Annotated in this window: 22 protein-coding genes; 12 read left to right on the plus strand and 10 right to left on the minus strand. The window is 66.5% G+C overall.

Annotated features, from left to right (window positions below; translation table 11 throughout):
* Positions 1-68: 68 nt before the first annotated feature.
* Positions 69-1,508: an FAD-linked oxidase C-terminal domain-containing protein gene (locus tag GV161_RS30265; RefSeq protein ID WP_244623931.1), complete on the minus strand. Its 1,440-nt coding sequence runs from the start codon at positions 1,506-1,508 to the stop codon at positions 69-71.
* A gap of 146 nt (positions 1,509-1,654) precedes the next feature.
* On the opposite strand from GV161_RS30265, the gene GV161_RS30270 reads away from it, so the two are divergent.
* Positions 1,655-2,221 carry a thioesterase family protein gene (locus GV161_RS30270; RefSeq protein ID WP_152012969.1) on the plus strand — a complete coding sequence of 189 codons (567 nt, stop codon included), beginning with the start codon at positions 1,655-1,657 and terminating at the stop codon, positions 2,219-2,221.
* 21 nt (positions 2,222-2,242) lie between these two features.
* On the opposite strand, the gene GV161_RS30275 is transcribed toward GV161_RS30270, so the two are convergent.
* From GV161_RS30275 to GV161_RS30290, 4 genes are all read right to left on the minus strand, one after another.
* Positions 2,243-2,836 (minus strand): YdeI/OmpD-associated family protein, encoded by a 594-nt coding sequence (locus tag GV161_RS30275; RefSeq protein ID WP_152012970.1) that lies wholly within the window; start codon positions 2,834-2,836, stop codon positions 2,243-2,245.
* Between the two features lie 99 nt (positions 2,837-2,935).
* On the minus strand, positions 2,936-3,736 hold the full coding sequence (locus GV161_RS30280) for a potassium channel family protein (protein ID WP_152012971.1): 801 nt from the start codon (positions 3,734-3,736) through the stop codon (positions 2,936-2,938).
* 46 nt (positions 3,737-3,782) lie between these two features.
* Positions 3,783-4,400, minus strand: a complete 618-nt coding sequence (locus GV161_RS30285) for a class I SAM-dependent methyltransferase (RefSeq protein WP_152012972.1) — start codon at positions 4,398-4,400, stop codon at positions 3,783-3,785.
* A gap of 38 nt (positions 4,401-4,438) precedes the next feature.
* Positions 4,439-5,689 (minus strand): DUF3419 family protein, encoded by a 1,251-nt coding sequence (locus tag GV161_RS30290; RefSeq protein WP_244623932.1) that lies wholly within the window; start codon positions 5,687-5,689, stop codon positions 4,439-4,441.
* Positions 5,690-5,905: 216 nt separating this feature from the next.
* On the opposite strand from GV161_RS30290, the gene msrB reads away from it, so the two are divergent.
* Complete coding sequence (gene msrB, locus GV161_RS30295; RefSeq protein WP_244623963.1) at positions 5,906-6,340, plus strand: peptide-methionine (R)-S-oxide reductase MsrB; 435 nt, start codon at positions 5,906-5,908, stop codon at positions 6,338-6,340.
* A gap of 111 nt (positions 6,341-6,451) precedes the next feature.
* Positions 6,452-7,339, plus strand: coding sequence for a LysR substrate-binding domain-containing protein (locus GV161_RS30300; RefSeq protein ID WP_152012974.1), 888 nt, complete (start codon positions 6,452-6,454; stop codon positions 7,337-7,339).
* On the opposite strand, the gene GV161_RS30305 is transcribed toward GV161_RS30300, so the two are convergent.
* Together GV161_RS30305 and GV161_RS30310 are read right to left on the minus strand one after the other, a co-directional pair.
* A complete protein-coding gene (locus GV161_RS30305; RefSeq protein WP_201303066.1) occupies positions 7,330-8,202 on the minus strand; it encodes a DMT family transporter in 873 nt (290 codons plus the stop codon). The genes GV161_RS30300 and GV161_RS30305 overlap by 10 nt on opposite strands.
* An 88-nt stretch (positions 8,203-8,290) precedes the next feature.
* Positions 8,291-9,937 carry an acyl-CoA dehydrogenase family protein gene (locus GV161_RS30310; RefSeq protein ID WP_152012976.1) on the minus strand — a complete coding sequence of 549 codons (1,647 nt, stop codon included), beginning with the start codon at positions 9,935-9,937 and terminating at the stop codon, positions 8,291-8,293.
* A gap of 145 nt (positions 9,938-10,082) precedes the next feature.
* Here GV161_RS30310 and GV161_RS30315 point away from each other — a divergent pair, with 145 nt between their 5' ends.
* From GV161_RS30315 to GV161_RS30340, 6 genes are all read left to right on the plus strand, one after another.
* Positions 10,083-11,006, plus strand: coding sequence for an alpha/beta hydrolase-fold protein (locus GV161_RS30315; protein WP_152012977.1), 924 nt, complete (start codon positions 10,083-10,085; stop codon positions 11,004-11,006).
* A 158-nt stretch (positions 11,007-11,164) separates the two neighbouring features.
* Complete coding sequence (locus tag GV161_RS30320) at positions 11,165-13,504, plus strand: UvrD-helicase domain-containing protein (RefSeq protein WP_244623964.1); 2,340 nt, start codon at positions 11,165-11,167, stop codon at positions 13,502-13,504.
* Positions 13,505-13,683: 179 nt separating this feature from the next.
* The gene (locus GV161_RS30325) at positions 13,684-13,854 is read left to right on the plus strand and encodes a hypothetical protein (protein WP_159650598.1); all 171 of its coding nucleotides are present in this window, start codon (positions 13,684-13,686) and stop codon (positions 13,852-13,854) included.
* Positions 13,855-13,978: 124 nt separating this feature from the next.
* The gene (locus GV161_RS30330) at positions 13,979-14,398 is read left to right on the plus strand and encodes a GNAT family N-acetyltransferase (RefSeq protein WP_152012979.1); all 420 of its coding nucleotides are present in this window, start codon (positions 13,979-13,981) and stop codon (positions 14,396-14,398) included.
* 101 nt (positions 14,399-14,499) lie between these two features.
* On the plus strand, positions 14,500-15,084 hold the full coding sequence (locus tag GV161_RS30335) for a TetR/AcrR family transcriptional regulator (protein ID WP_152012980.1): 585 nt from the start codon (positions 14,500-14,502) through the stop codon (positions 15,082-15,084).
* 125 nt (positions 15,085-15,209) lie between these two features.
* Positions 15,210-15,698, plus strand: a complete 489-nt coding sequence (locus GV161_RS30340) for a hypothetical protein (protein WP_152012981.1) — start codon at positions 15,210-15,212, stop codon at positions 15,696-15,698.
* 28 nt (positions 15,699-15,726) lie between these two features.
* Here GV161_RS30340 and GV161_RS30345 read toward each other — a convergent pair whose 3' ends face one another.
* Positions 15,727-16,122 (minus strand): helix-turn-helix domain-containing protein, encoded by a 396-nt coding sequence (locus GV161_RS30345; RefSeq protein ID WP_244623965.1) that lies wholly within the window; start codon positions 16,120-16,122, stop codon positions 15,727-15,729.
* Positions 16,123-16,246: 124 nt separating this feature from the next.
* Here GV161_RS30345 and GV161_RS30350 point away from each other — a divergent pair, with 124 nt between their 5' ends.
* Both GV161_RS30350 and GV161_RS30355 read left to right on the plus strand, forming a co-directional pair.
* Positions 16,247-17,002: an SDR family oxidoreductase gene (locus tag GV161_RS30350; protein WP_152012983.1), complete on the plus strand. Its 756-nt coding sequence runs from the start codon at positions 16,247-16,249 to the stop codon at positions 17,000-17,002.
* Between the two features lie 145 nt (positions 17,003-17,147).
* Positions 17,148-18,095 (plus strand): 50S ribosomal protein L11 methyltransferase, encoded by a 948-nt coding sequence (locus GV161_RS30355; protein WP_152012984.1) that lies wholly within the window; start codon positions 17,148-17,150, stop codon positions 18,093-18,095.
* Positions 18,096-18,256: 161 nt separating this feature from the next.
* On the opposite strand, the gene GV161_RS31415 is transcribed toward GV161_RS30355, so the two are convergent.
* On the minus strand, positions 18,257-18,385 hold the full coding sequence (locus tag GV161_RS31415) for a hypothetical protein (RefSeq protein ID WP_280179024.1): 129 nt from the start codon (positions 18,383-18,385) through the stop codon (positions 18,257-18,259).
* Between the two features lie 59 nt (positions 18,386-18,444).
* Positions 18,445-18,690 carry a hypothetical protein gene (locus tag GV161_RS30360; RefSeq protein WP_129157094.1) on the minus strand — a complete coding sequence of 82 codons (246 nt, stop codon included), beginning with the start codon at positions 18,688-18,690 and terminating at the stop codon, positions 18,445-18,447.
* A gap of 305 nt (positions 18,691-18,995) precedes the next feature.
* Here GV161_RS30360 and GV161_RS30365 point away from each other — a divergent pair, with 305 nt between their 5' ends.
* The gene (locus tag GV161_RS30365) at positions 18,996-20,828 is read left to right on the plus strand and encodes an aminopeptidase P family protein (RefSeq protein ID WP_152012985.1); all 1,833 of its coding nucleotides are present in this window, start codon (positions 18,996-18,998) and stop codon (positions 20,826-20,828) included.
* Positions 20,829-20,883 lie beyond the last annotated feature (55 nt).

Genomic DNA, 20,883 nt, shown 5'->3' on the forward strand with positions numbered 1-20,883 from the left:
GGGCGCGATCATGCACGCAAGTCGCGGCAGGATCACGACATTCTTGCGAATGATCCCCGTTCGGAATGTCACAAGGCGATGATCTTGCCGGGATTGAGGATATTCTGCGGGTCGAGCGCGCGCTTGATCAGCCGCATCGTGGCGAGCGCGGCGGGGCTGTGCTCGATCGTGAGGTACTTCATCTTCTTCTGGCCGACACCGTGCTCGCCGGTGCAGGTTCCCTCCATGGCAAGCGCCCGCTTCACCAGCCGGTCGATGAAGGCCTCGCAGCGCGCAACCTCGTCCGGGTCGGCAAGATCGACCAGCGGCTGGGTATGGAAATTGCCGTCGCCGACATGTCCCACGATCGGCGCGATCAGGCCCGACGCCTCGATATCGCGCTTGGTCTCGTCGACGCATTCGGCCAGCCGCGAAATCGGCACGCAGACATCGGTCGCAACCGATTCCGCGCCGGGACGGAGGGCGCGCGCCGCCCAATAGGCATCATGCCGCGCCTGCCACAGCTTCGTGCGATCCTCCGGCCTGGTCGCCCAGTCGAACGGCCCGCCGCCGAATTCGGCCGCGATCTCGCCGAAGCGCTCGGCCTGTTCCTTCACCCCCTCCTCGGAACCGTGGAACTCGACGAACAGCATCGTCGTTTCCGGCAGGCCGAGCTTGGAGTGCAGGTTGACGCCGCGCATCATCACGTCGTCGACCAGCTCGATCCGCGCGATCGGAAGACCCGACTGGATCGTCATGATCGTCGCGTCGCAAGCCGCCTGCACCGAGGGAAACGGGCAGACGCCGGCCGACATCGCCTCGGGAATGCCATGCAGCTTCAGCGTCACCTCGGTGATGATGCCGAGCGTGCCTTCCGAGCCGACAAGGAGGCGGGTTAGGTCGTAGCCGGCCGAGGATTTGCGCGCCCGGCTCGCGGTCTTGACGATCGAGCCGTCGGCCATCACCACGGTCAGCGCGATGACATTGTCCTTCATCGTGCCGTAGCGCACCGCATTGGTGCCGGAGGCGCGCGTCGCCGCCATGCCGCCGATCGAGGCGTCGGCGCCGGGATCGATCGGGAAGAACAGGCCCTGGTCGCGCAGATGCTCGTTCAGCTCCTTGCGGGTGACGCCGGCCTCGACCGTGCAGTCGAGGTCTTCCGCATGCACGGCGACGACCCGCTTCATCTGCGACATGTCGATGCAGACGCCGCCGAAGGGCGCGTTGACATGGCCCTCCAGCGACGTCCCGGTCCCGAAGGCGATCACCGGAACCCCGTGCTGGGCGCAGAGTTTCACGATGGAAGACACCTCTTCGGTGCTCTCGGGATAGACGACCGCATCCGGCGGCTGGTTCGGAATCCAGGTCAGGGTGTGGCCGTGCTGCTGCCGGACCGCGAGGCTTGTGACGAGCCGGTTGCCGAACAGTGCCGCCAGCGCTTGCGTCAGCGCGGCGACGGACTGCGGCGATGGCGGCAGCTCTGCAGCAGGAGCATGGGGGGGCACGGAAGCAGTAGAAGGCATTGTCATGGCTGGAGAACTTCGCCTAGTCTGGAATGGTTCGGCCTTGAGAGCAGCGGCTCGTGTTGTTTTCACGCGCCGCGACCGCGCCGGCAAGAGCCGGCGGTGCAGAGCCGCCTACGCATCGACGAGAGACGGACCGAAAGGAGGAGCCGATGCCGGACGATATTCGCACGCCCGCCTTGTTCTTCGCTCCCTTCGTCTCGTCCCCTATGCGGGTCGAGCCGCATTGGATCGACTATAACGGCCATCTCAACATGGCCTACTATCATGTCCTGTTCGACCGCGCGGTCGATGAGGTCTTCTCGCTGGTCGGCCTCAACCAGCACTATGTCGAGAGCCGGCACGCTTCGTTCTTCGCTGCCGAATGCCATGTGCTCTACAAGCGCGAGCTGACGGAAGGCGATCTCGTGCGCGTCACCGCGCAACTCATCGCCTTCGACGACAAGCGGCTGCATTATTATCTCGAAATGCGCCATGCCAGCGAAGGCTGGCTCGCTGCGACCTCCGAGAATCTCTCTTTGCATGTCGACATGACCGATCGCAGGGTGACGCCCTTCCCGCCCGACATCCTCGCCAATCTCGCGATCATGAAGGCGGCGCATGCGCAGATGCCGCGCCCGGCCACGGTCGGCCGGATGATCGGCATGCCGCAGAAGAGCGCGATCACCCTCGGCGAGCCGGCACAGGAAGCGGAACGCGAGACGGAGACGCGGCACTAGCCGCGCTCGCCATTCGGCCCTCTAGCGCTGCGGGTAGATGGTCTCGCCGCGCTTGAGCATCTCGACGAAGGCCGCGATCTTCTTGCGCCGCCCGGCTTCCGTCTTGAGATTATGGACGCGGAACGCCAGCGCGAAGCGGTTCTGCGCGCTCAGCTTCGAGAGCATCTCCTTGGCCAGAGGTTCTGCGTCGATCGCGGCCTGGAGGTCGTCGGGGATCTTCAGGTTTCGGCCGGCGCCGTAAGCGCGGGCCCAGCGGCCATCCGCCTTGGCCGCACCCACCTGCGCCAGGCCATGGTCGGTCATGCGTCCTTCCGCGATCAGGCGGGCGACATTGTCGACATTGATCTGGCTCCAGATGCTCTTGGCGGTCCTCGGCGTATAGCGTTGCAGATAGCTGCGCTCGTCGAGGCTCTTTTTGACGCCATCGATCCAACCCCAGCAGAGCACGACGTCGATCGCCTGCTTCGGAGTGATCGACCGCAAGCCGGATGAGAGTTTGTGGATCTTGATCCAGACTTCATCCGCAAGGCGGTGGTGCTCGCCGAGCCAGTTGTAAAAGCTAGCGGCATCCTCGAATTCCCGGATCTTGTCAGGGTCGACCTTAACCGGCGCCATCGTTGCTCCAACTCTCAATATGCCCTGAGGCGCCGCCCCCCTCTAGGCGCCAAAGCGGCTCGCTCGTGTCAGCACCGAGATTGCCTGCTCACTTGCCGACTACTCGTCGCCGTCCGGTATCTTCAGCCGGTGGCCGCAGGCCTTGCAGTGCACGGCGTCGGGGTCGTGCCGCTGCAGCGCGCATTCCGGGCAGGGGAAGGTCACCTTGTGCGGCCGGAACACGGCTTGCGCCAGCCGGACGAACAGCGAGATGCCGGTGATCATGACCACGATCGAGGTCAGCTTGCCGGCGATGCCCGGCAGGGTGATGTCGCCGAAACCGGTCGTCGTCACCGTCGCGACGGTGAAATAAAGCGCCTCGACATAGCCTTCCAGCCCCGGCCGGCTCATGAAGAAGAAGGTGTAGACGAAGCCACTGACGACGAAGAGGAAGGTCGCGAGATTGACCAGCGCCTTGGCGACATCTTCCCAGTCGCGGTAGCGCGTTTCGCGCAACTGCGCCCAGATCAGCCCGCGCTGCGACAGCGACCAGAGCCGCAGGATGCGCAGGAAGCCGAAATTCTCCAGCCATTGCGGCGCCAGCAGCGTCGCCAAGATGAAGAGATCGAGCAGCATGGTCGGCTGGCGCGCAAGCCGCAGCATGTTGGAGGAAGCGAGAAAGCGCGCCGCGATCTCGGCAGCGACGATGATCGCGACGGCATAGTCGAGCCAGAGGAATTCCGGCCGTTCGCGCAGCATCGGCGTCGCGACGAAGAAGCCGATGATCAGGATATCGACGATCAGGGTCGCGAACTGGAAGCGCAGCGCCGCCAGGCTGCGGCCATGATAGAGCTGCCGAAGCCGGTCGCGCAGCCCGAAGCCTTTGTTGCTGCTGTCGTCGGGATCGGCGGCTGCACTCATCCCATCGGCGTAGCAGCGTCGCCGCGACGGCGTCCAGCCCCGGCGCTCAGGCCGGCCTGATCGCCACGGCCTGGACCGAGTATCCGCCGAACAGCCGTGTGGTCCCGCCGATGGTCCCGGTCTCGGCGCAGAGATCGGTCACGACCGCATCGAGATCCTTGCGTGGCGTGACATGGAACAGCGCCAGCCAGCGGTTCAGCACTGCCCTGAACGGGCCGGGCAGATGCGCCTGGTCGCCGAAATCGACGATGTGCAGCGCGCCGCCCGGCGCAACCATCTGCATCGCCTGCGCCAGCGCCGCGCGCCAGGGCGGGATCATCGAGAGCGCGTAGGAGATCACCACCCGCTCGAAGCCGGCACGGCCAAACAGCGCCTGCGGGTCGAAACTGGTCGCATCGGCCTGCGCCAGGACGATGCGCTCGGACAGGCCGGCTTTCGCCACCTGCTCGCGGGCGGTGCGCAGCATCTCCTCGGAGACGTCGAGCCCATAGCAGCGTGCATGCGGATAGCGCCGCGCGATCTTGATCAGGTTCCTGCCCGTGCCGCAGCCGATTTCCAGCACCGCGCCACCCGGCGGCGGCTTCAGATCGGCGATCAGCCCGTCGCGGCCGAGCAGATAGAACTTGCGGGTGGCGTCGTAGATGTGCCGCTGAAAGCGATACATACGGTCCATCAGGCCAGCGGCGTTCGCCTCTGCCGCGCTCACGCGGCCGCCCTGCGGACATAGAGGTGGAAGGCGCCGTAGATCGAGGAACGGTCGCGGGCGCCGAGCTCGCGGCTGCGCGCCTCGTCATAGTGCCATTGCGCCAGGATCGCCTCCGGCACGCGGCCGGGCAGCAGGCGCTCATCGGCGGCGGTGCGGAAGATCACCCGTGCACCCGGCGCAGCGCTGCGGGTGATCTGCGTCCACAAGGCCGTCAGATCGGCATCGTTCATCCAGTCCTGCGCATCGAGCAGCACGAAGCCGTTGCAGCTTTCGGCCGGCTGCTTCTCGAGGAAGGCGGTGATCGCGCTCTGATGATAGGAGACGCGCCCGGCGCGCGCCTTCACCGTCTCGAAATTGCGCTGCTCCAGATAGGGCGGCACCACCGCATCCGGCTCTGGCCCATAGCCGCGGCCGAAGGCCTGCCAGGCGAAGTAGTTGGTCTTCAGGTCGAAGCCGCAGGCGAGCCGCTCCAGCCGGTGGCGCAGCACGGCGCGGATACCGGCATCGCCATCGGCGGCGAGCGCCTTGTACTGCGCCGGCGGGATGCCGAGCCCGTAGAGCGAGGCTGGCTGGCGCACCAGCCAGCGCACGAGTTTCTTGTCGAAGACCGGCGCCAGATGCCGGTCGAACAGTGCCCGCTGTTCTTCCATCGTCTTCGCCTGCAGCATCACCCGGGGATCGCAGCCGAGCCGGCGCGCCAGGAAATGCCCGGTGCCGATGAAGCGGCCAAGCAGGCCATAGCGGTAGAAATTGCGGGCGAAGACCTCGATCCGGCGCCGGCCGGTGAGGTTGCGCCCCTCCCAATAGGCGCGGCTGACCGCGTCGAGTCGCGGCGCGATCAGGCGGTCATAGATCGCGACATTGGCCTTCGACTGCGCCTGCCCGAAGAAGCGGCGGAAGACCGTGTGGTCGTCGATCTCGCGAAGGGCCGCGAGCTTGAGATGGCCGAGCGCGATATGGGCGCCGTTGAGGTCGATCGCGCTGATCTTCGCCGGGTCGGCGGTGAGATAGGAGAGGATGTTGCAGGAGCCCGAGGCGATCGCGACGAGGTGATCGCTGGGCTGCAGCGCCAGCGCCTCCATGTCGACGACCGGGTCCTCCCAGATCTGCGGGTAGACCAGGCCGGAGAAGGCGAGCGTGAACATCCGCTCCAGCAGGCCGGCTCGCGAGAGCGGCTTGCTGCGATGGACGGCGGTGGTCAGCCCGAGGTTCGTCGTGCGCTTCACCGCGCGGATCGTCTGCGTCACGAAGCCCTCGTTCGCGCCCGTTGCGATGGCGAGCCGACTAGTGGAGTCGCGTGACGGTTGGGTGACGCGGGGCGACGCCGGAGAAGAGCGCCGTCGCCATTGAACGCGAACGTGAAACAGGTCGCGTTGCGCCCCCGTGAAATCAGGAAGACAAATCCCCATATCTCGCGCGACAATCAAGCAAGAGCACGCGGAAAGGAGCCTCGCATGGGCCTGATGGACATGTTCGCCAAAACGGGGAAGCCGGCAGAACGCGAATTCCCCTTCCAGCTCACCGATGCGGAGTGGCGCGAGAAGCTGACGCCGGAGCAGTACCGCGTCCTGCGCGGCCACGGCACCGAGCGGGCCGGCTCCTGCGCGCTGAACTTCGAGAAGCGTGCCGGCACCTTCTCCTGCGTCGGCTGCAGCCAGCCCCTGTTCAGGTCGCACAAGAAATTCGAGAGCGGCACCGGCTGGCCGAGCTTCGACCAGCCGCTTGAGGGCGCGGTCGAGGAGAGTGAGGACTACAGCTTCGGCATGCACCGGGTCGAGGTGCATTGCGCCAATTGCGGCGGCCATCTCGGCCATGTCTTCCCCGACGGCCCGCCCCCGACCGGCCTGCGCTACTGCATCAACGGCGTGGCGATGGACTTCGCGCCGGAAGCGGGTTGACGCCCTCACCGTCATGGTCGGGCTTGTCCCAACCATGACGGTAGACGCCATCCGATAGCCCATTCCCCCTTCATCCTGTAGCCTCACCCCACCTCATGCCGGAGAGCGAGGATGCGGCCGCCGATCGATACCGATCTGCTCAAGACCTTCGTCACGATCGTCGAGACGCAGAGCTTCACCCGCACCGGCGACCGGCTGCACCGGACCCAGCCGGCAATCAGCATGCAGATCAGGCGGCTGGAGGAGGCGCTCGGCAAGGAAGTGTTCGACCGGACCAGGCGCCAGATCCAGCTGACGCGCGAAGGCGAGGTCCTGCTCCACTATGCCAGGCGCATCCTCTCGCTCAGCGACGAGGCGATGAGCCGCATCGGGCAGGCCGGTCTGGCGGGAATCGTCCGCATCGGCACCTCCGATGACTACGCCAACATGCTGCTGCCAGCGGTCCTGCAGCGCTTCGCCCAGGTCCATTCCGAAGTTCAGGTCGACGTCGTCTGTGACAACGGCGGCGCCATCGAGCGCAAGCTGAAGGACGGGCTCATCGATCTCGCGCTAGTCGCCTGCCGTGGCACTGTCGCAGACGAGGAGCTCGTCAGGACGGAAGAGCTGGTCTGGATCGCCGCTGCCGCATACCAAGCGAAGAGCCGCCCCCTCCCCTTGGCCGTATTTCCTGAAGGTTGCGTCTGCCGGGCGGCGATGGCGGAGGCTCTGGATGCCGCCGGGCGCGACTGGCGGATCGGCTTCAGCAGCGACAATATCGGCGCGATCCATGCTGCCGTCCGCTCCGGCCTGGGGGTGAGCGCCGTCGAGCGCAGCCTCGTCCCGGCGGGCGTGCGGATTCTCGATCAGTCCGAGGGTCTACCCCCACTCGCCCCCGTGCATCTCTGCCTCAAGCTCAACCGGGACAGCGCCTCACCTATCCTCGCTGGGCTCGCCGGCGAGATCCGGATCGGACTCTCGCCAGCGCCATTCCGATACGAGCCGCAAGCCCATCACGTCTGAGGCGCGACCTCGCGCCGTGGCTCGCGCGGCACCACGGCGATCGCGCTCAGGATAATGAGCGCGAGCCCCGCATAAGCCCAGCGATCAGGGACATCGCCGAAGACGAGGTAACCGAGGATCGTGGCGGTGATCACCTCCGCATAGGTGAAGGGTGCGAGCAGGCTCGCTTCAGCCCGCTCAAACGCCTTGACGATCAGCAGATGCGCGAGCGCGGCGACGCAGCCGATAGCGACCAGTTGCAGCCATTGGACAGCGCTCGGCGATTGCCAAACCGGGATGACCGCAAGGCTCGACAGGACGCAGCCGACGAGCCCGGTCTGGTAGACCGAGACGATCGCCGGGATCCGGCTTTCGACGACCCGCGTCAGCAGCAGGAAGACGGCATAGCCCATGCCCGCCGCAAGGCCGATGAGATAGCTCCACTGCCAGGTCTCGGCGCTCGGCCGGATCGCCAGGACGATGCCGAGAAAGCCGACCGCGATCGCCAGCCACTGCGCCGGCACGACTTTCTCCTTGAACACGACCATGGCGAGGATCGTCAGGAGGAAGGGCTCGACGAACCAGAGGGTCAGTGCTGTGGTCAACGGCATATGGCGGAGCGCGGCATAGAACAGCGCAACCGCGAAACAGAGCGCGATGCTCCTTGCCGTCAGCACCCGGGATACGGTCGGCAGCAGGAGATGCGGGCCATGCCGCCAGGCGGTATAGGCGCCGGTCGCCAGGCAATGAAAGAAGAAGCGTGCCCAGATCACCTGAAGCACAGGCAGCGAGGCCGAAAGCGATTTCGCCAACGTATCCGAGATCGGCAGGATCTGCAGCGCGATCACAAGCAGGAGAATTCCGGTCAGTTGTCGCCTGTCCATTCCAAATGCCTCGCATGACATGCGGAAAGGCTCTCAGAACGACGACTGCAGGAGAAATCCCGAATTTGGATGCCAGGATCAGCGGCGCTTATGGGCCGATCTCCGGCACCGCCCTGCGTGCCAGCGTCACCGTATCGACCGCCAGCGGCAGATCGCCGAAATGGCCGGACCAGTGCCCGCCGAGCCGCGTCGCGACGAAGGCGTCGGCGACCGCATGCGGCGCATGGCGGATCAGCAGCGCGCCCTGCAGCATCAACGCCAGCCGCTCGGTCAGCAGGCGCGCCTGGCCTTCATGGCGGATCAGATCGTGCAGGTCGTTGTCGAGCGCCTGGAGCGCCGCGTCATAGCGCCGGTCCTGGCCGGAGACCGCGTGCAGCTCCGCCCGCAGGGCCTGCAGCGAGCCCGGCTCGCGCTCGAGCGAGCGCAGAACGTCCAGGCAGATGACGTTGCCCGAGCCTTCCCAGACCGAGTTCAGCGGCGCCTCGCGATAATGCCGCGCCATCGGGTTCTCCTCGATGAAGCCGTTGCCGCCATGGCATTCCAGCGCCTCGACCACGACGGCTGGCGTGCGCTTTGCCACCCAGTATTTCGCCAGGGGCGCGCCGATGCGCGCCAGCAGCTTCTCGCTCTCCGACCGCTCCTGCCGGTCGACCGCGGCGAAGAGCCGGAAGGCGAGCCAGGCCGCCGCCTCCGCCTCGATCGCGAGGTCGGCGAGGACGTTCTGCATGACCGGCTGGTCGATCAGCAGGCGCTGGAAGGCGGTGCGGTGCTGGGCGTGATGACCAGCGAGCATCACCGCCTGCCGCATCAGCCCTGCCGAGGCGGCCGCGATGTCGAGCCGCGTATTGTGGTTCATCGACAGGCCGGTGCGCAGGCCTCGACCGGGATCGCCGAGCATATGGCCGATCGCGCCGCGGAACTCGACCTCGGAGGAGGCATTCGAGCGATTGCCGCATTTGTCCTTGAGGCGCTGGATCGCGATGCCGTTGCGCTCGCCATCAGGCCGCCAGCCCGGCACGACGAAGCAGGAGATGCCCTCCTCGTTGCGTGCCAGCGTCAGGAAGACGTCGGAATGCGGCACCGAGAAGAACCATTTGCTCCCGTGCAGCGAATAGGTGCCGTCGCGATTGTCATAGGCGATGGTCTGGGTCTGGCGCAGGTCCGAGCCGCCTTGCGTCTCGGTCATCGCCATGCCGACGGTCGCGCCCGTTTTGCCCGCGGCCGGCCCCTGGCTCTTGTCGTAGGTTTTCGAGGAGATCAGCGCCCCCCATTCGGCCCAGCGCGCCCGGTCCTGCCTCAGCACCGGGATCGCCGAATAGGTCATCGAGATCGGGCAGCAGATGCCGCTCTCGCAGCCATACCAGAGATATTGCAGGGCGGCTCGCGCCACCTGCGCCCCCGGCCCCGGCCGGTTCCAGGCGAGAGCATGCGTTTCCTGGCCGATCGCGCGGGCCATCAGCGCGTGCCAGGCCGGGTGGAACTCGATCTGGTCGATCCGATTGCCGAAGCGGTCATGGCTGCGCAATTCCGGCCCGTGCCGGTTGGCGAGCCGCGCCATCTCGATCGTCTCGGCCGCGCCGACCGTCCGCCCGGCCTCGTGCAGCCGCTCATCGGCCCAGCCGGCGTCGAAAGCGGCGATCACCGCCTTCAATACCGGATCGGCGGCATAGGCGTCGTAATCGGCCAGCGGCGGCACCTGATTGGTGACCTGGGGGGCGTGCGATGCCTGGGCCATGGATTTCCCTTCCGATCCGCGAACCGCCCCCCGTCATTAACCAGCAGACTATGCTGATGGCCGGGAATTGCGAACCTGCCCGATTGCCGCCCGAGTTCTCCTCGCACCTCGCACCTCGCCCCGCGCGCCGCCATCGGCGCGGCCCATGGAGAGCCTTCACGTGCTGCGACGCGTCCAGAATATCTTGATCATCGCCCTCATCGCCGGCTTCGGCCTCGCGCATGTACCGGCCGAGGCCCAATCCATTCCGAAGGTGCAGCCCGGCGAAGGCCGCCCCTATGAGATCGCCGACAGTGAGGTCTGGGACGTGCCCGACCCGGTCTCACGCCGCGGCTATCAGGTCTTCGTCACCTTGCCGCCATCTTATGGGAAGGAGCCGCAGCGGACATATCCGGTGCTCTACGCCACCGATGCCGACTACGCCTTCCCGATCCTCCGCCAGATCAGCCGCCGCCTGAATGGCGAGGGTCCAAAGGTCGAGGAGTTCATCCTGGTCGGCCTGTCCTATGCCAAAGGCGAGGACGGCGCGGCCAGCCGCCGGCGCGACTATACCCCGACGCCGAAGGGGACCGGCGACACGGCCCATGGCCAGGCAGCAGCCTATCAGACCTATCTGCGCGATCAGGTGAAGCCGTTCATCGCCCAGCGCTATCGCACCGATCCAGGCCGCAGCGTCTTCCTCGGACATTCCTATGGCGGGTTGCTCGGAGCACAAATCCTCCTCACCGAGCCCACCATGTTCAGCGGCTACATCCTCGGTAGCCCGTCCTTCTGGTTCGCCCGGGCGCATTATCGCGAGCTGGAATCCGGCTATGCCGCTCGCAGCAAGGACTTGCCGGCCAAGGTCTTCCTCTATGTCGGCGAGTACGAGACCGTCCGGAAGGGTGATCCGCGCTTCAACAGGACCGGCGACATGGTCGGCGACAATCGCGCCTTCGAGAAAACGCTGAAGGAGCGGAAATATCCCGGCCTCGGCCTGAAATCGGTGGTCCTCAACGACGAAGACCATCTCTCCGTTGCGCCCCGCGGCTTCACGCAAGGGCTGAAATACCTCCTGCCAGCGCGGTGACTCCGGCCGGTTTATGCTAGCCCGACGTTGTCGCGGAAAACCCTCCGCGACGGCGAGCAATCCGCTACGCCTGCCCCTATATTGACCGTGAACGAATCACGATCACGCCAAGCCGGGCCAAAGCCAAGCCAGTGTCAGACCACACGACCTCCGCCCCCCTGCCCCGCCCCGGCGGCCTCGCATCCCGCGCGGCCGCGCAGCCGGCGGCCGGCTATCTGCAAGGGCTCAACCCGGAGCAGCGCCTGGCGGTGGAGGCGACCGACGGGCCCGTGCTTGTCCTGGCCGGCGCCGGCACCGGCAAGACCCGCGTGCTCACCACCCGCATCGCCCATCTGATTTCGACGGGCCGCGCCTATCCCTCGCAGATCCTCTCGGTGACCTTCACCAACAAGGCGGCGCGCGAGATGAAGGAGCGCGTCGCAAACCTCGTCGGCCCGGTCGCCGAGGGCATGCCCTGGCTCGGCACCTTCCACTCGATCTCGGCCAAGTTGCTGCGCCGCCATGCCGAGCTGGTCGATCTGCGCTCCGATTTCACCATCCTCGACACCGACGACCAGATCCGCCTGATGAAGCAGGTGATCCAGGCGGAAGGCATCGACGAGAAGCGCTGGCCCGGCCGGATGCTGGCCGGCTTCATCGACTCATGGAAGAACCGCGGCCTCGCGCCCAAGGACGTGCCGCCGGGCGAAGCCGGCGTCTTCGCCTCCGGCAAGGGCGGCAAGCTCTACGCCGCCTATCAGGACCGGCTGAAGACGCTGAACGCCGTCGATTTCGGCGACCTCCTGCTGCACTGCCTGACGCTGTTCCGCGAGCATCCGGAGCTGCTGGCGAGCTATCACGAGCGCTTCCGCTACATCCTCGTCGACGAGTATCAGGACACCAACGTCGCCCAGTATCTCTGGCTGCGGCTGCTGGCCCAGGGCCGGCGCAACATCGCCTGCGTCGGCGACGACGACCAGTCGATCTATGGCTGGCGCGGCGCCGAGGTCGACAACATCCTGCGCTTCGAGCACGACTTTCCCGGCGCGACCGTGGTCCGGCTCGAGCGCAACTACCGCTCGACCGGCCATATCCTCGCCACCGCCGCCAAGCTGATCGCCCGCAATGAAGGGCGCCTCGGCAAGACGCTGCGCACCGAGGACGAGGCCGGCGAGAAGGTTACCATCACCGGTGCCTGGGACAGCCAGGAGGAGGCCCGCCTGATCTCGGACGAGATCGAGGCGATGCAGTCCAAGGGCGAGAACCTCTCCGAGGTCGCGATCCTGGTGCGCATCTCCGCACAGATGCGCGAGATGGAGGAGCGGCTCATCCATGTCGGCGTGCCCTATCGGGTGATCGGCGGCCCGCGCTTCTACGAGCGCGCCGAGATCCGCGACGCCATGGCCTATCTGCGCTGCGTGGTGAGCCCCACTGACGACCTCGCCTTCGAGCGCATCGTCAACGTGCCCAAGCGCGGCCTCGGCGACGCCACCATCCAGCTGCTGCACAACCATGCCCGCGCCACCGGCTTCTCGCTGATGCAATCGGCCCGTGCCGTGGTCGAGACCGAGGAACTGAAGCCCAAGGCCCGCACCGCCTTGCGCGAGCTGGTCGAGGCCTTCGCCCGCTGGCGGGGCAAGGCCGAGGCGACGCAGCAAGGCGAACTCGCCGAGCTGGTACTGGAAGAGAGCGGCTACACCGAGATGTGGCAGAAGGACCGCTCGGCCGACGCCGCCGGGCGCCTCGAGAACCTCAAGGAGTTAGTCCGCTCGCTCGACGAATTCCCCGATCTTCCATCCTTCCTCGAGCACGTCTCGCTGGTGATGGATGCCGATAGCGGCGATGGCGGCGCCCGTGTCTCGATCATGACGCTGCACGCAGCCAAGGGGCTGGAGTTCGACACCGTCTTCCTGCCCGGCTGGGAGGAAGGCCTGTTCCCGAGCCAGCGCGCCCTCGACGAGAACGGCCGCGCCGGCCTCGAAGAGGAACGTCGCCTCGCCCATGTCGGCCTGACGCGCGCCCGCAAGCGCCTCAAGCTCTATTTCGCCTCGAACCGCCGCATCCACGGCCTCTGGCAGTCGAGCCTGCCCTCGCGCTTCATCGACGAATTGCCGGAGGACCATGTCGAGGTCGTCCAGGCACCGACCGCCTACAGCCAGGGCGGCTATGGCGCCTCGCGCTTCGAGCGCATGGAGAGCTTCGGCTCCTCCTACCAGACACCGGGCTGGCAGCGCGCGCAGGAGAACAAGGCCAGGTCCAATTCGGGCGGCGGCTCGGGCTTCTCCGACGCCGGCCAGCGTGGCTTCGGTTCGGGTCGCCAGCGCGGCCCGATGCTGATCGAGGGCGAATTGACGGCGAAATCGACGGGAAGCTCCGCCTTCGACACCGGCGCCCGCGTCTTCCACGTCAAGTTCGGCCCCGGCTCGGTCGCCAGCGTCGACGGCAACAAGCTGACGGTCGATTTCGACAAGGCCGGTAGGAAGATGGTGCTGGACTCGTTCGTGCAGAAGGCGGGGTAGACAGCCCCCATCCTCAACACGGGTCATCCCGGACAAGCGGCGCAGCCGCGCCGATCCGGGATCCATTCCTGAACCGTTCCGGAATGGCTCCCGGGTCTCCACTTCGCTCCGCCCGGGACGACAACTGATCAGTGTGACGATAAGGGTCGCCTGTAGTACCTCACAGCGGAGAGGTCGCCATGAACCACAAACGCAAACGCCCGAAGAGTGCCCGCGCCGGCTGCCTGCTCTGCAAGCCTCACAAGGCGAATGGCTGCTGCGCCGATCACAAGAACATGCAGCACGGCAATCGTCGGCGCTACGAAGGCGGCCGCGAACAGTTGCGCTGCGAAGGTCTCGGCGCGCGCTGAAGCCGAGCGCCCGGCGAATTGAAGCCCACCCATGTCATGGCGCTCATTCCGGGGCCGCGCCTCGCCTTCCAGCCGGCGACGGAATAGTCTCGCACCCTCTCCGACCGGCTGAGGACTTCAGCGCATGTCTGACGTGACCGTCAGCCTGACCGACAGCATCGACCCTGCCCTCCAAACCGCGATCTCCGACGGCCTCGGCAGCTACAATGCCGAGATGGGCGGTGCGCGCGACCGCAAGCCGCTCGCCATCGCGATCAACGGCCCGGACGGCACCCCGCTCGGCGGTCTCGTGGGGCGGACCTCGATGGGCCTGTTGTTCATCGACCTGTTCTACCTGCCGAAGGAGCTGCGCCGCACGGGACTCGGCAGCCGCATCCTGACGATGGCCGAGGACGAGGCGCGCGCCCGCGGCTGCGGCGCCGGCGTCCTCTACACCGTCAGCTTCCAGGCGCCGGAGTTCTACAAGCGCCATGGCTGGCAGGTTCTCGGCGAGGTCGCACCCCGCTCCGGCTCGACCCGGATCTTCCTGACCAAAGTTCTGTGAAGCCCGGCGATCTCGCCGTTTCGCGCTGGCTCGCGACGGCGTGATCGCTCCAACTCTCCCGTCATCTTGACGACCCTACTTACTAGTAGGTAGAAAATTGCATGACCAACTCCTCGACAACCTATGATGACATCCTGCGCTGCGCGCGGTCGCTGCTGATCGAGGGCGGCTATAACGGCTTCAGCTATGCCGACATCGCCAAGGTGGTCGGCATCCGCAACGCCAGCATCCATCACCATTTTCCGAGCAAGTCCGAGCTCGTCCGCACGCTCGTTGCTCGCTATCGCGAAGAGGCCGAGGCGGGCATTGCTGCCCTCGAACGCCAGATCGCCGAACCTGCCGATCAGTTGCGCGCCTATATCGGCTATTGGGAAGCCTGCATCGCCGACGCCAGCGCACCATTCTGCGTCTGCGCTTTGCTGGCGAGCCAGATTCCGGTGCTTCCCGAGGAGATCGTCCCCGAGGTGCGGGCTCATTTCAGGACGCTCTCCGCCTGGCTCACCTCGATTCTCAAGCGCGGGGCACGACAAGGTGGCCTGCGTTTCACCGGCACGGCCAAGGCCGAAGCGGAAGCCTTCATGGCCAGCGTCCATGGCGCGATGCTCTCGGCCCGCGCCTATGGCGATCCCAGGATGTTCGGCGTCATCACCCGCCCGCTTCTCGAGCGCCTCACGAACCAGCGCTAGAGAGGCCTCCTCCGCGAGGCAGAACCATCACATCAAAACCTACCAACTAGTAGATAAGTGAAACTACCCAACCTTCCGATGCTGCTTCCCGCAGCCGTCAGGCACTCGATGAAAGGAGACCTCCCATGTTCGGCATCTCAACGCTCGGCTGGGTGCATACGCTCGGCAGCCTGCCCGCCATTCCGGCGGCGGCCTACATGCTCGCGGTCCATGGCCGGATCGTGCCGCGCTCGCATGCGGGCACCCTCTATCTGATCTCCATGGTGGTCGGCGCCGCCACGGTCTTTCTCATCGGGCATCAGCCGGTGAGCTACGTCATCGGCGCGCTGACGCTCCTGCTTCTTGCCATGGGCTATTCCATCGGCCGCCTGCCGGTGCACCGAACCGTAGCCACCTATGTCGAGACGATCACCCTCAGCGTGACAGTGTTCCTGCTGATGTTGCCGACCGCCACGGAAATCCTGCGCCGCGTTCCGGACGGGCATCCGTTCGTCACCGACCTGAAATCCCCGCTGCTTCTCGGCGTGCAGGGCGGCATTCTCGCCGTTCTCGTGGTCGGCGTGACCGCGCAGATCTTCTACCTGCGCAGAAGGGGCAAGACGGCCACCGCTTGAGCCGAGGCGTTCGGCCCGGCGGTCGGCCCTAGCCCTCCTCGCGCTCCCTAAAGGCGCGCCGCGCCGCCGAGACCTCGGCATGATAGGTCTCTGCCCAGGTCCAGACGCCACAGAAGGCCGCACTGAGCTCACGGCCGAGCTCGGTCAGCGTGTAGTCGACATGCGGCGGGATGACCGGGTGGACGGTCCGGATGACCAGCCCGTCTCGCTCCATCTCGCGCAGCGTCTTGGTCAGCATCTTCTGGCTGATGCCACCGACAATCCGCCCGCATTCGGTGAAGCGCAGCGTGCCGTGCTCCTCCAGCGCCTCCAGCACCAGCATCGTCCATTTGTCGGCCACCTGCGCGATCACCTGGCGCACCAGCGACTCGACCACCTTCGAGACTGGCGGGATCTCCTCGCTGCGCTTGTGCATCGCCGCCATCGCCTCACGGATCGCATGCATCGCGACACTCTCCTTTTGGTGCGTATCGAACTTTCGGGAGCCTTCTTACCGTTGAAGAGTATCGACGCCAGCTGATGTCTCGCAACCAGGAAAGGGATTTGCGATGAACATCAGCGGCAACACCATCCTCATCACCGGCGGCGGCTCTGGCATTGGCCGGGCACTGGCCGAGGCCCTGCACAAGGCCGGCAACCAGGTCGTCATCGCCGGCCGGCGCGAGGCGCTGCTTCACGAGGTGACCTCAGCCAATCCGGGCATGGAAGCGCTCCTGCTCGACATCCAGGACAAGGACGATGTCGCGGCCTTCGCCAGGCAGGCGGTCGAGAGCTTCCCGGCGCTCAACGTCGTCATCCACAATGCCGGCATCATGCGCAGCGAGGCGGTCACGGCCGGCGATTTCCTTGATACCGCCGAGGATACGATCGCGACCAACCTGCTCGGCCCGATCCGGCTCACCGCTGCCCTGCTGCCGCATCTCCTGAAGCGGCCGCACGCAGCGATCCTCACCGTCTCCTCCGGGCTCGCTTTCGTGCCGCTGGCGACGACACCGACCTACAGCGCGACCAAAGCCGCGATCCACTCATGGTCGATGGCGCTGCGCGAACAGCTCAAGTCGACCCCGGTCGAGGTGATCGAGATCGCCCCGCCTTACGTTCAGACAGAGCTGCTTGGCCCGCAGCAGGCGGTCGATCCTGCAGCAATGCCGTTGGCCGAGTTCACCAGCGAGGTCATGGCGCTGCTCGCAAGCGCCCCGGCCTCGGGCGAGATCATCGTCGAACGCTGCAAGCCCCTGCGCTTCGCCGCCGAGAACGGCCAGGTCGCCGCGATCTTCGCCCAGCTCAACGCGCAGCACGGCTGACACCTGCCGTCATTGCGAGCGTAAGCGAAGCAATCCAGGAGGCGTAGAGCTCTGTCGCCACTGGATTGCTTCGTCGCTGCGCTCCTCGCAATGACGACCGACGCTACCGAATGACAAGCGGCCCCGCCCCTGCTAAGCCGCGCCCATGCGCGAAGGCCTCCTCCCATCGACGGTCGCGACCGTCCTCGAACTCGAAACCAGCGGCGACAAGGCGCGTGCCTTGACCGAGCTCCTGGGCGAGGTCTTCGACCCGACCGAGACAGCCGTCTCCGCCTTCGAGGTCGAGAGCGGCGTCACCACCCTGTCGCTGAACGCGCCCTGGAAGGTCGAGATCTATTTCGCGACGCATCCGGACGAAGAGGCCGTGCGCGACATGCTGCGCCCGATCGTCGGCGACGGCATCGATGCAACGCCCTTCACCACGGTCAATCAGAAGGATTGGGTCGCGGCCAGCCTCGAAGGCCTGCAGCCGGTGCGCGCCGGCCGGGTTCTCGTCCACGGCTCGCATGATCGCGACGCGGTCAAGGTCAACGACGTCGCCATCGAGATCGCGGCGGCGCTCGCCTTCGGCACCGGCCATCACGGCACCACCGCCGGCTGCCTGCTGGCGCTCGACGCCGAATTGAAGAAGCGTCGGCCGCGCAATGCCATCGATGTCGGCACCGGCACCGGCATCCTGGCGCTCGCGCTCGCAAAGCAGGTCAAACGCAAGGTCGTCGCCGGCGACATCGACGCGATCGCGATCGAGGTCTCCGCCCGCAATGCCAGGATCAATCACGCGCCACAGGCGCTCGACCTCTACGTCGCGCCAGGCCTTCGCCATGCCAAGGCGGACAGGCCGCGTCATTTCGACCTGATCTTCGCCAATATCCTCGCCGGCCCGCTCCGCAAGCTCGCGCCTGCGATCGCCCGCGCCCTCTCCGACGACGGCGCGGTGATCCTCTCAGGGCTGCTGGAGATGGACGTCGCCGGCGTGGTCTCGGCCTATCGCCATCAGGGGCTGGCGCTGGCCAAGCGCTCCTCGCGCGAGGGCTGGGCAACGCTGGTCATGAAAAGAGGCGGCGCAGCCGCCAGGCCGCGCCGCCTCTACTAGGCCTACTGCTTCACACCAACGGCGTGCAGGGATTCGTCGTCAGGCCGAGTCGACTGGCGCGGCACGCGAGAACCGAGGCGGAGCGGACATCAGTCCGTGAGCATCGGAAGCGCAGGACGTCGCGTCAGGCGGCCGGCACGGCGGCGAGGCCCGCCGCCGGCTCAGAAGCCGAGATGGCCGTACTTCCCTTCGGCTTCCGCCTGCATTGCGCGGGCGTCGTGCCAGACCGCGGCCGCGAACTTGGCGGCGTCGACGATCGAGTCATAGGCATGCTTGACGATGGCGATCATGGTCTTGGTTCCTTCGTTTGAAGCGCGCGGCGCGGTTCGCGGCCAGCGGCGCTTGACGGTCAGCGGTTGAAAGGCAGCTCGGCGTCGCTTTTCAGCGTCGTCGCCGGGAAACCGCCGAGCACCAGCTCGCTCTCGCGCACCAGGTAGCTATGGGCGCGCAGCTCACGCAGGGCCGAACGGCGGCGGCTCTCGATCATCGCGGCATAAAGGCGCTGCCAGAAGCCTTGGCCAGCAGTCTTGGTTTCCGTCGCCTCGGCGCGGGTCGCGGCCGGAAGGACGTCGGTGGAATTCAGCACATAGGTCATAGGGTCTCTCCTCGAGATCACGAAGGACAGTCCCGGTCGCTTCCTCGTTCTCTTTATGCGACTAAAGTGGGCCGTCTTCGCACTTGCGAGAAGATATGTTCGCATATGCACAACATGCAAAAAACGCATGACGGAAAAAGAAATCCGTTAACGACTGCGCAAGTCGCATAACCAAGTGGCAGATCGCCCAAATGCGAGCCAGCGCGCGCCTGCTGCGAAAGCAGAGGCGAAACCGCAGTTTTGCACTGGCCTTTCCCGCGCGCGGAGGCGAGTGTGGCCGCAAATCCTGCCTTGCCGAGCCTGACATGACCGATTCCCGCGCCACTTGCCGCTTCCAGTCCTTCTCCGAGCCGAGCGATCCGTCGCAGGTCGCGCCGCGCGTCGCGGCCTTGCGCGCCGCTTTGGCCAAACAGGGCCTCGACGGCTTCATCGTCCCCCGCGCCGACGAGCACCAGGGCGAGTACGTCCCTGCGCATATGGCGCGCCTCGCCTGGCTGACCGGTTTCACCGGCTCGGCCGGCCATGCTGTCGTGCTCGCCGACAAGGCGGCGCTGATCGTCGATGGCCGCTACACCATCCAGTCCGCCGCGCAGACCGACACCAGCGTCGTGACGCCGACAAAGATGGAAGAGACCCCGCTCGACAAATGGGTCGAGATCAATCTGCCGGCCGGCGGCAAGCTCGGCTACGATCCCTGGCTCCACACCGTCGATGGCGTCGCCAAGCTGGAGAAGGCGGTCTCGGTGGCCGGTGGCATGCTCGTGCCGGTGACGCCGAACCCGATCGACGCGCTCTGGAGCGACCGCCCGGCCCCGCCGACCGCTCCGGTCAAGGCGCATCCGGCCGCCTATGCCGGCGAAAGCAGCGCCGACAAGCTCGCTCGCATCCAGCAGGAGCTCGCCAAGGCCAAGGTCGACGCGCTCGTCCTCTCCGATCCGCATGCGCTGGCCTGGACCTTCAACATCCGCGGCGGCGATGTCGAGCACACGCCGCTGCCACTCGGCTACGCCATTGTGCCGCGCGAGGGCCGGCCGACCGTCTTCCTCGCCCCGGAGAAGATCACCAACGAGGCCGGCGACGCCATCGGCGCACTCGGCGAGATCGCCCCGCCCCAGGCACTGGAGCAGCAGCTCACGGCACTCGGCGCCGCCAAGGCCAAGGTCCGGCTCGATTCAACCACGGCGGCCTCGGCGCTGGCCACGCTGATCCGCGATGCCGGCGGCACGCCCGAAGCCGGCACCGACCCGATCGCGCTGATGAAGGCGAAGAAGAATGCAGCCGAGCTCGACGGCAGCCGCCGGGCGCACCTGCGCGACGGCGCGGCGATCGTCCGCTTCCTGTCCTGGCTGGCGCGCGAGGCGCCCAAGGGCGGCCTGACCGAGATCGACGCTGTCGCGGCGCTGGAAGCCGAGCGGCTGAAGACCGGCGAACTGCGCGACGTCTCCTTCACGACCATCGCCGGCGCCGGCCCCAATGCGGCGCTGCCTCATTATCGCGTCACCGAGTCGAGCAACCGCAGGATCGAGCCGGGCATCTTCCTAGTCGATTCCGGCGGGCAGTACGAGGACGGCACCACCGACATCACCCGCACCATGGCGGTTGGCGAGCCCAGTGCCGAGATGCGCGACCGCTATACCCGCGTGCTCAAGGGCCATCTCGCCATCTCGCGCGCGGTCTTCCCGAAAGGGACGTCGGGCGCCCAGCTCGACGCCTTCGCCCGCGCCCCGCTCTGGCAGGCCGGGCTCGACTTCGACCACGGCACCGGCCACGGCGTCGGCAGCTATCTCTCGGTCCACGAAGGGCCGCAGCGCCTGTCCAAGCTCGGCACCACCCCGCTCGAACCCGGCATGATCCTCTCGAACGAGCCCGGCTACTACAAGGAAGGCGCCTACGGCATCCGCATCGAGAACCTGATCATCGTCGAGGAGCGCCAGATCCCCGGCGGCGACCGCACCATGTACGGCTTCGAGACAGTGACCTGGTGCCCCTATGAGCGCGCGCTGATCGACCTCTCGCTGCTCGACGAGGGCGAACTCGCCTGGATCAACGCCTATCATGCTGAGGTCTGGAGCAACCTCGCGCCGTTGGTCGAAGGCGAGGCGAAGGCCTGGCTGGAGCAGGCGTGTTTGCCGTTGTAACGGTTTGCTCCCTTCTCCCCTCGGGGGAGAAGGTCCCGGCAGGGGGATGAGGGCG

The sequence above is a fragment of the Bosea sp. 29B genome (assembly GCF_902506165.1).
In the GTDB taxonomy this organism is placed as follows: domain Bacteria; phylum Pseudomonadota; class Alphaproteobacteria; order Rhizobiales; family Beijerinckiaceae; genus Allobosea.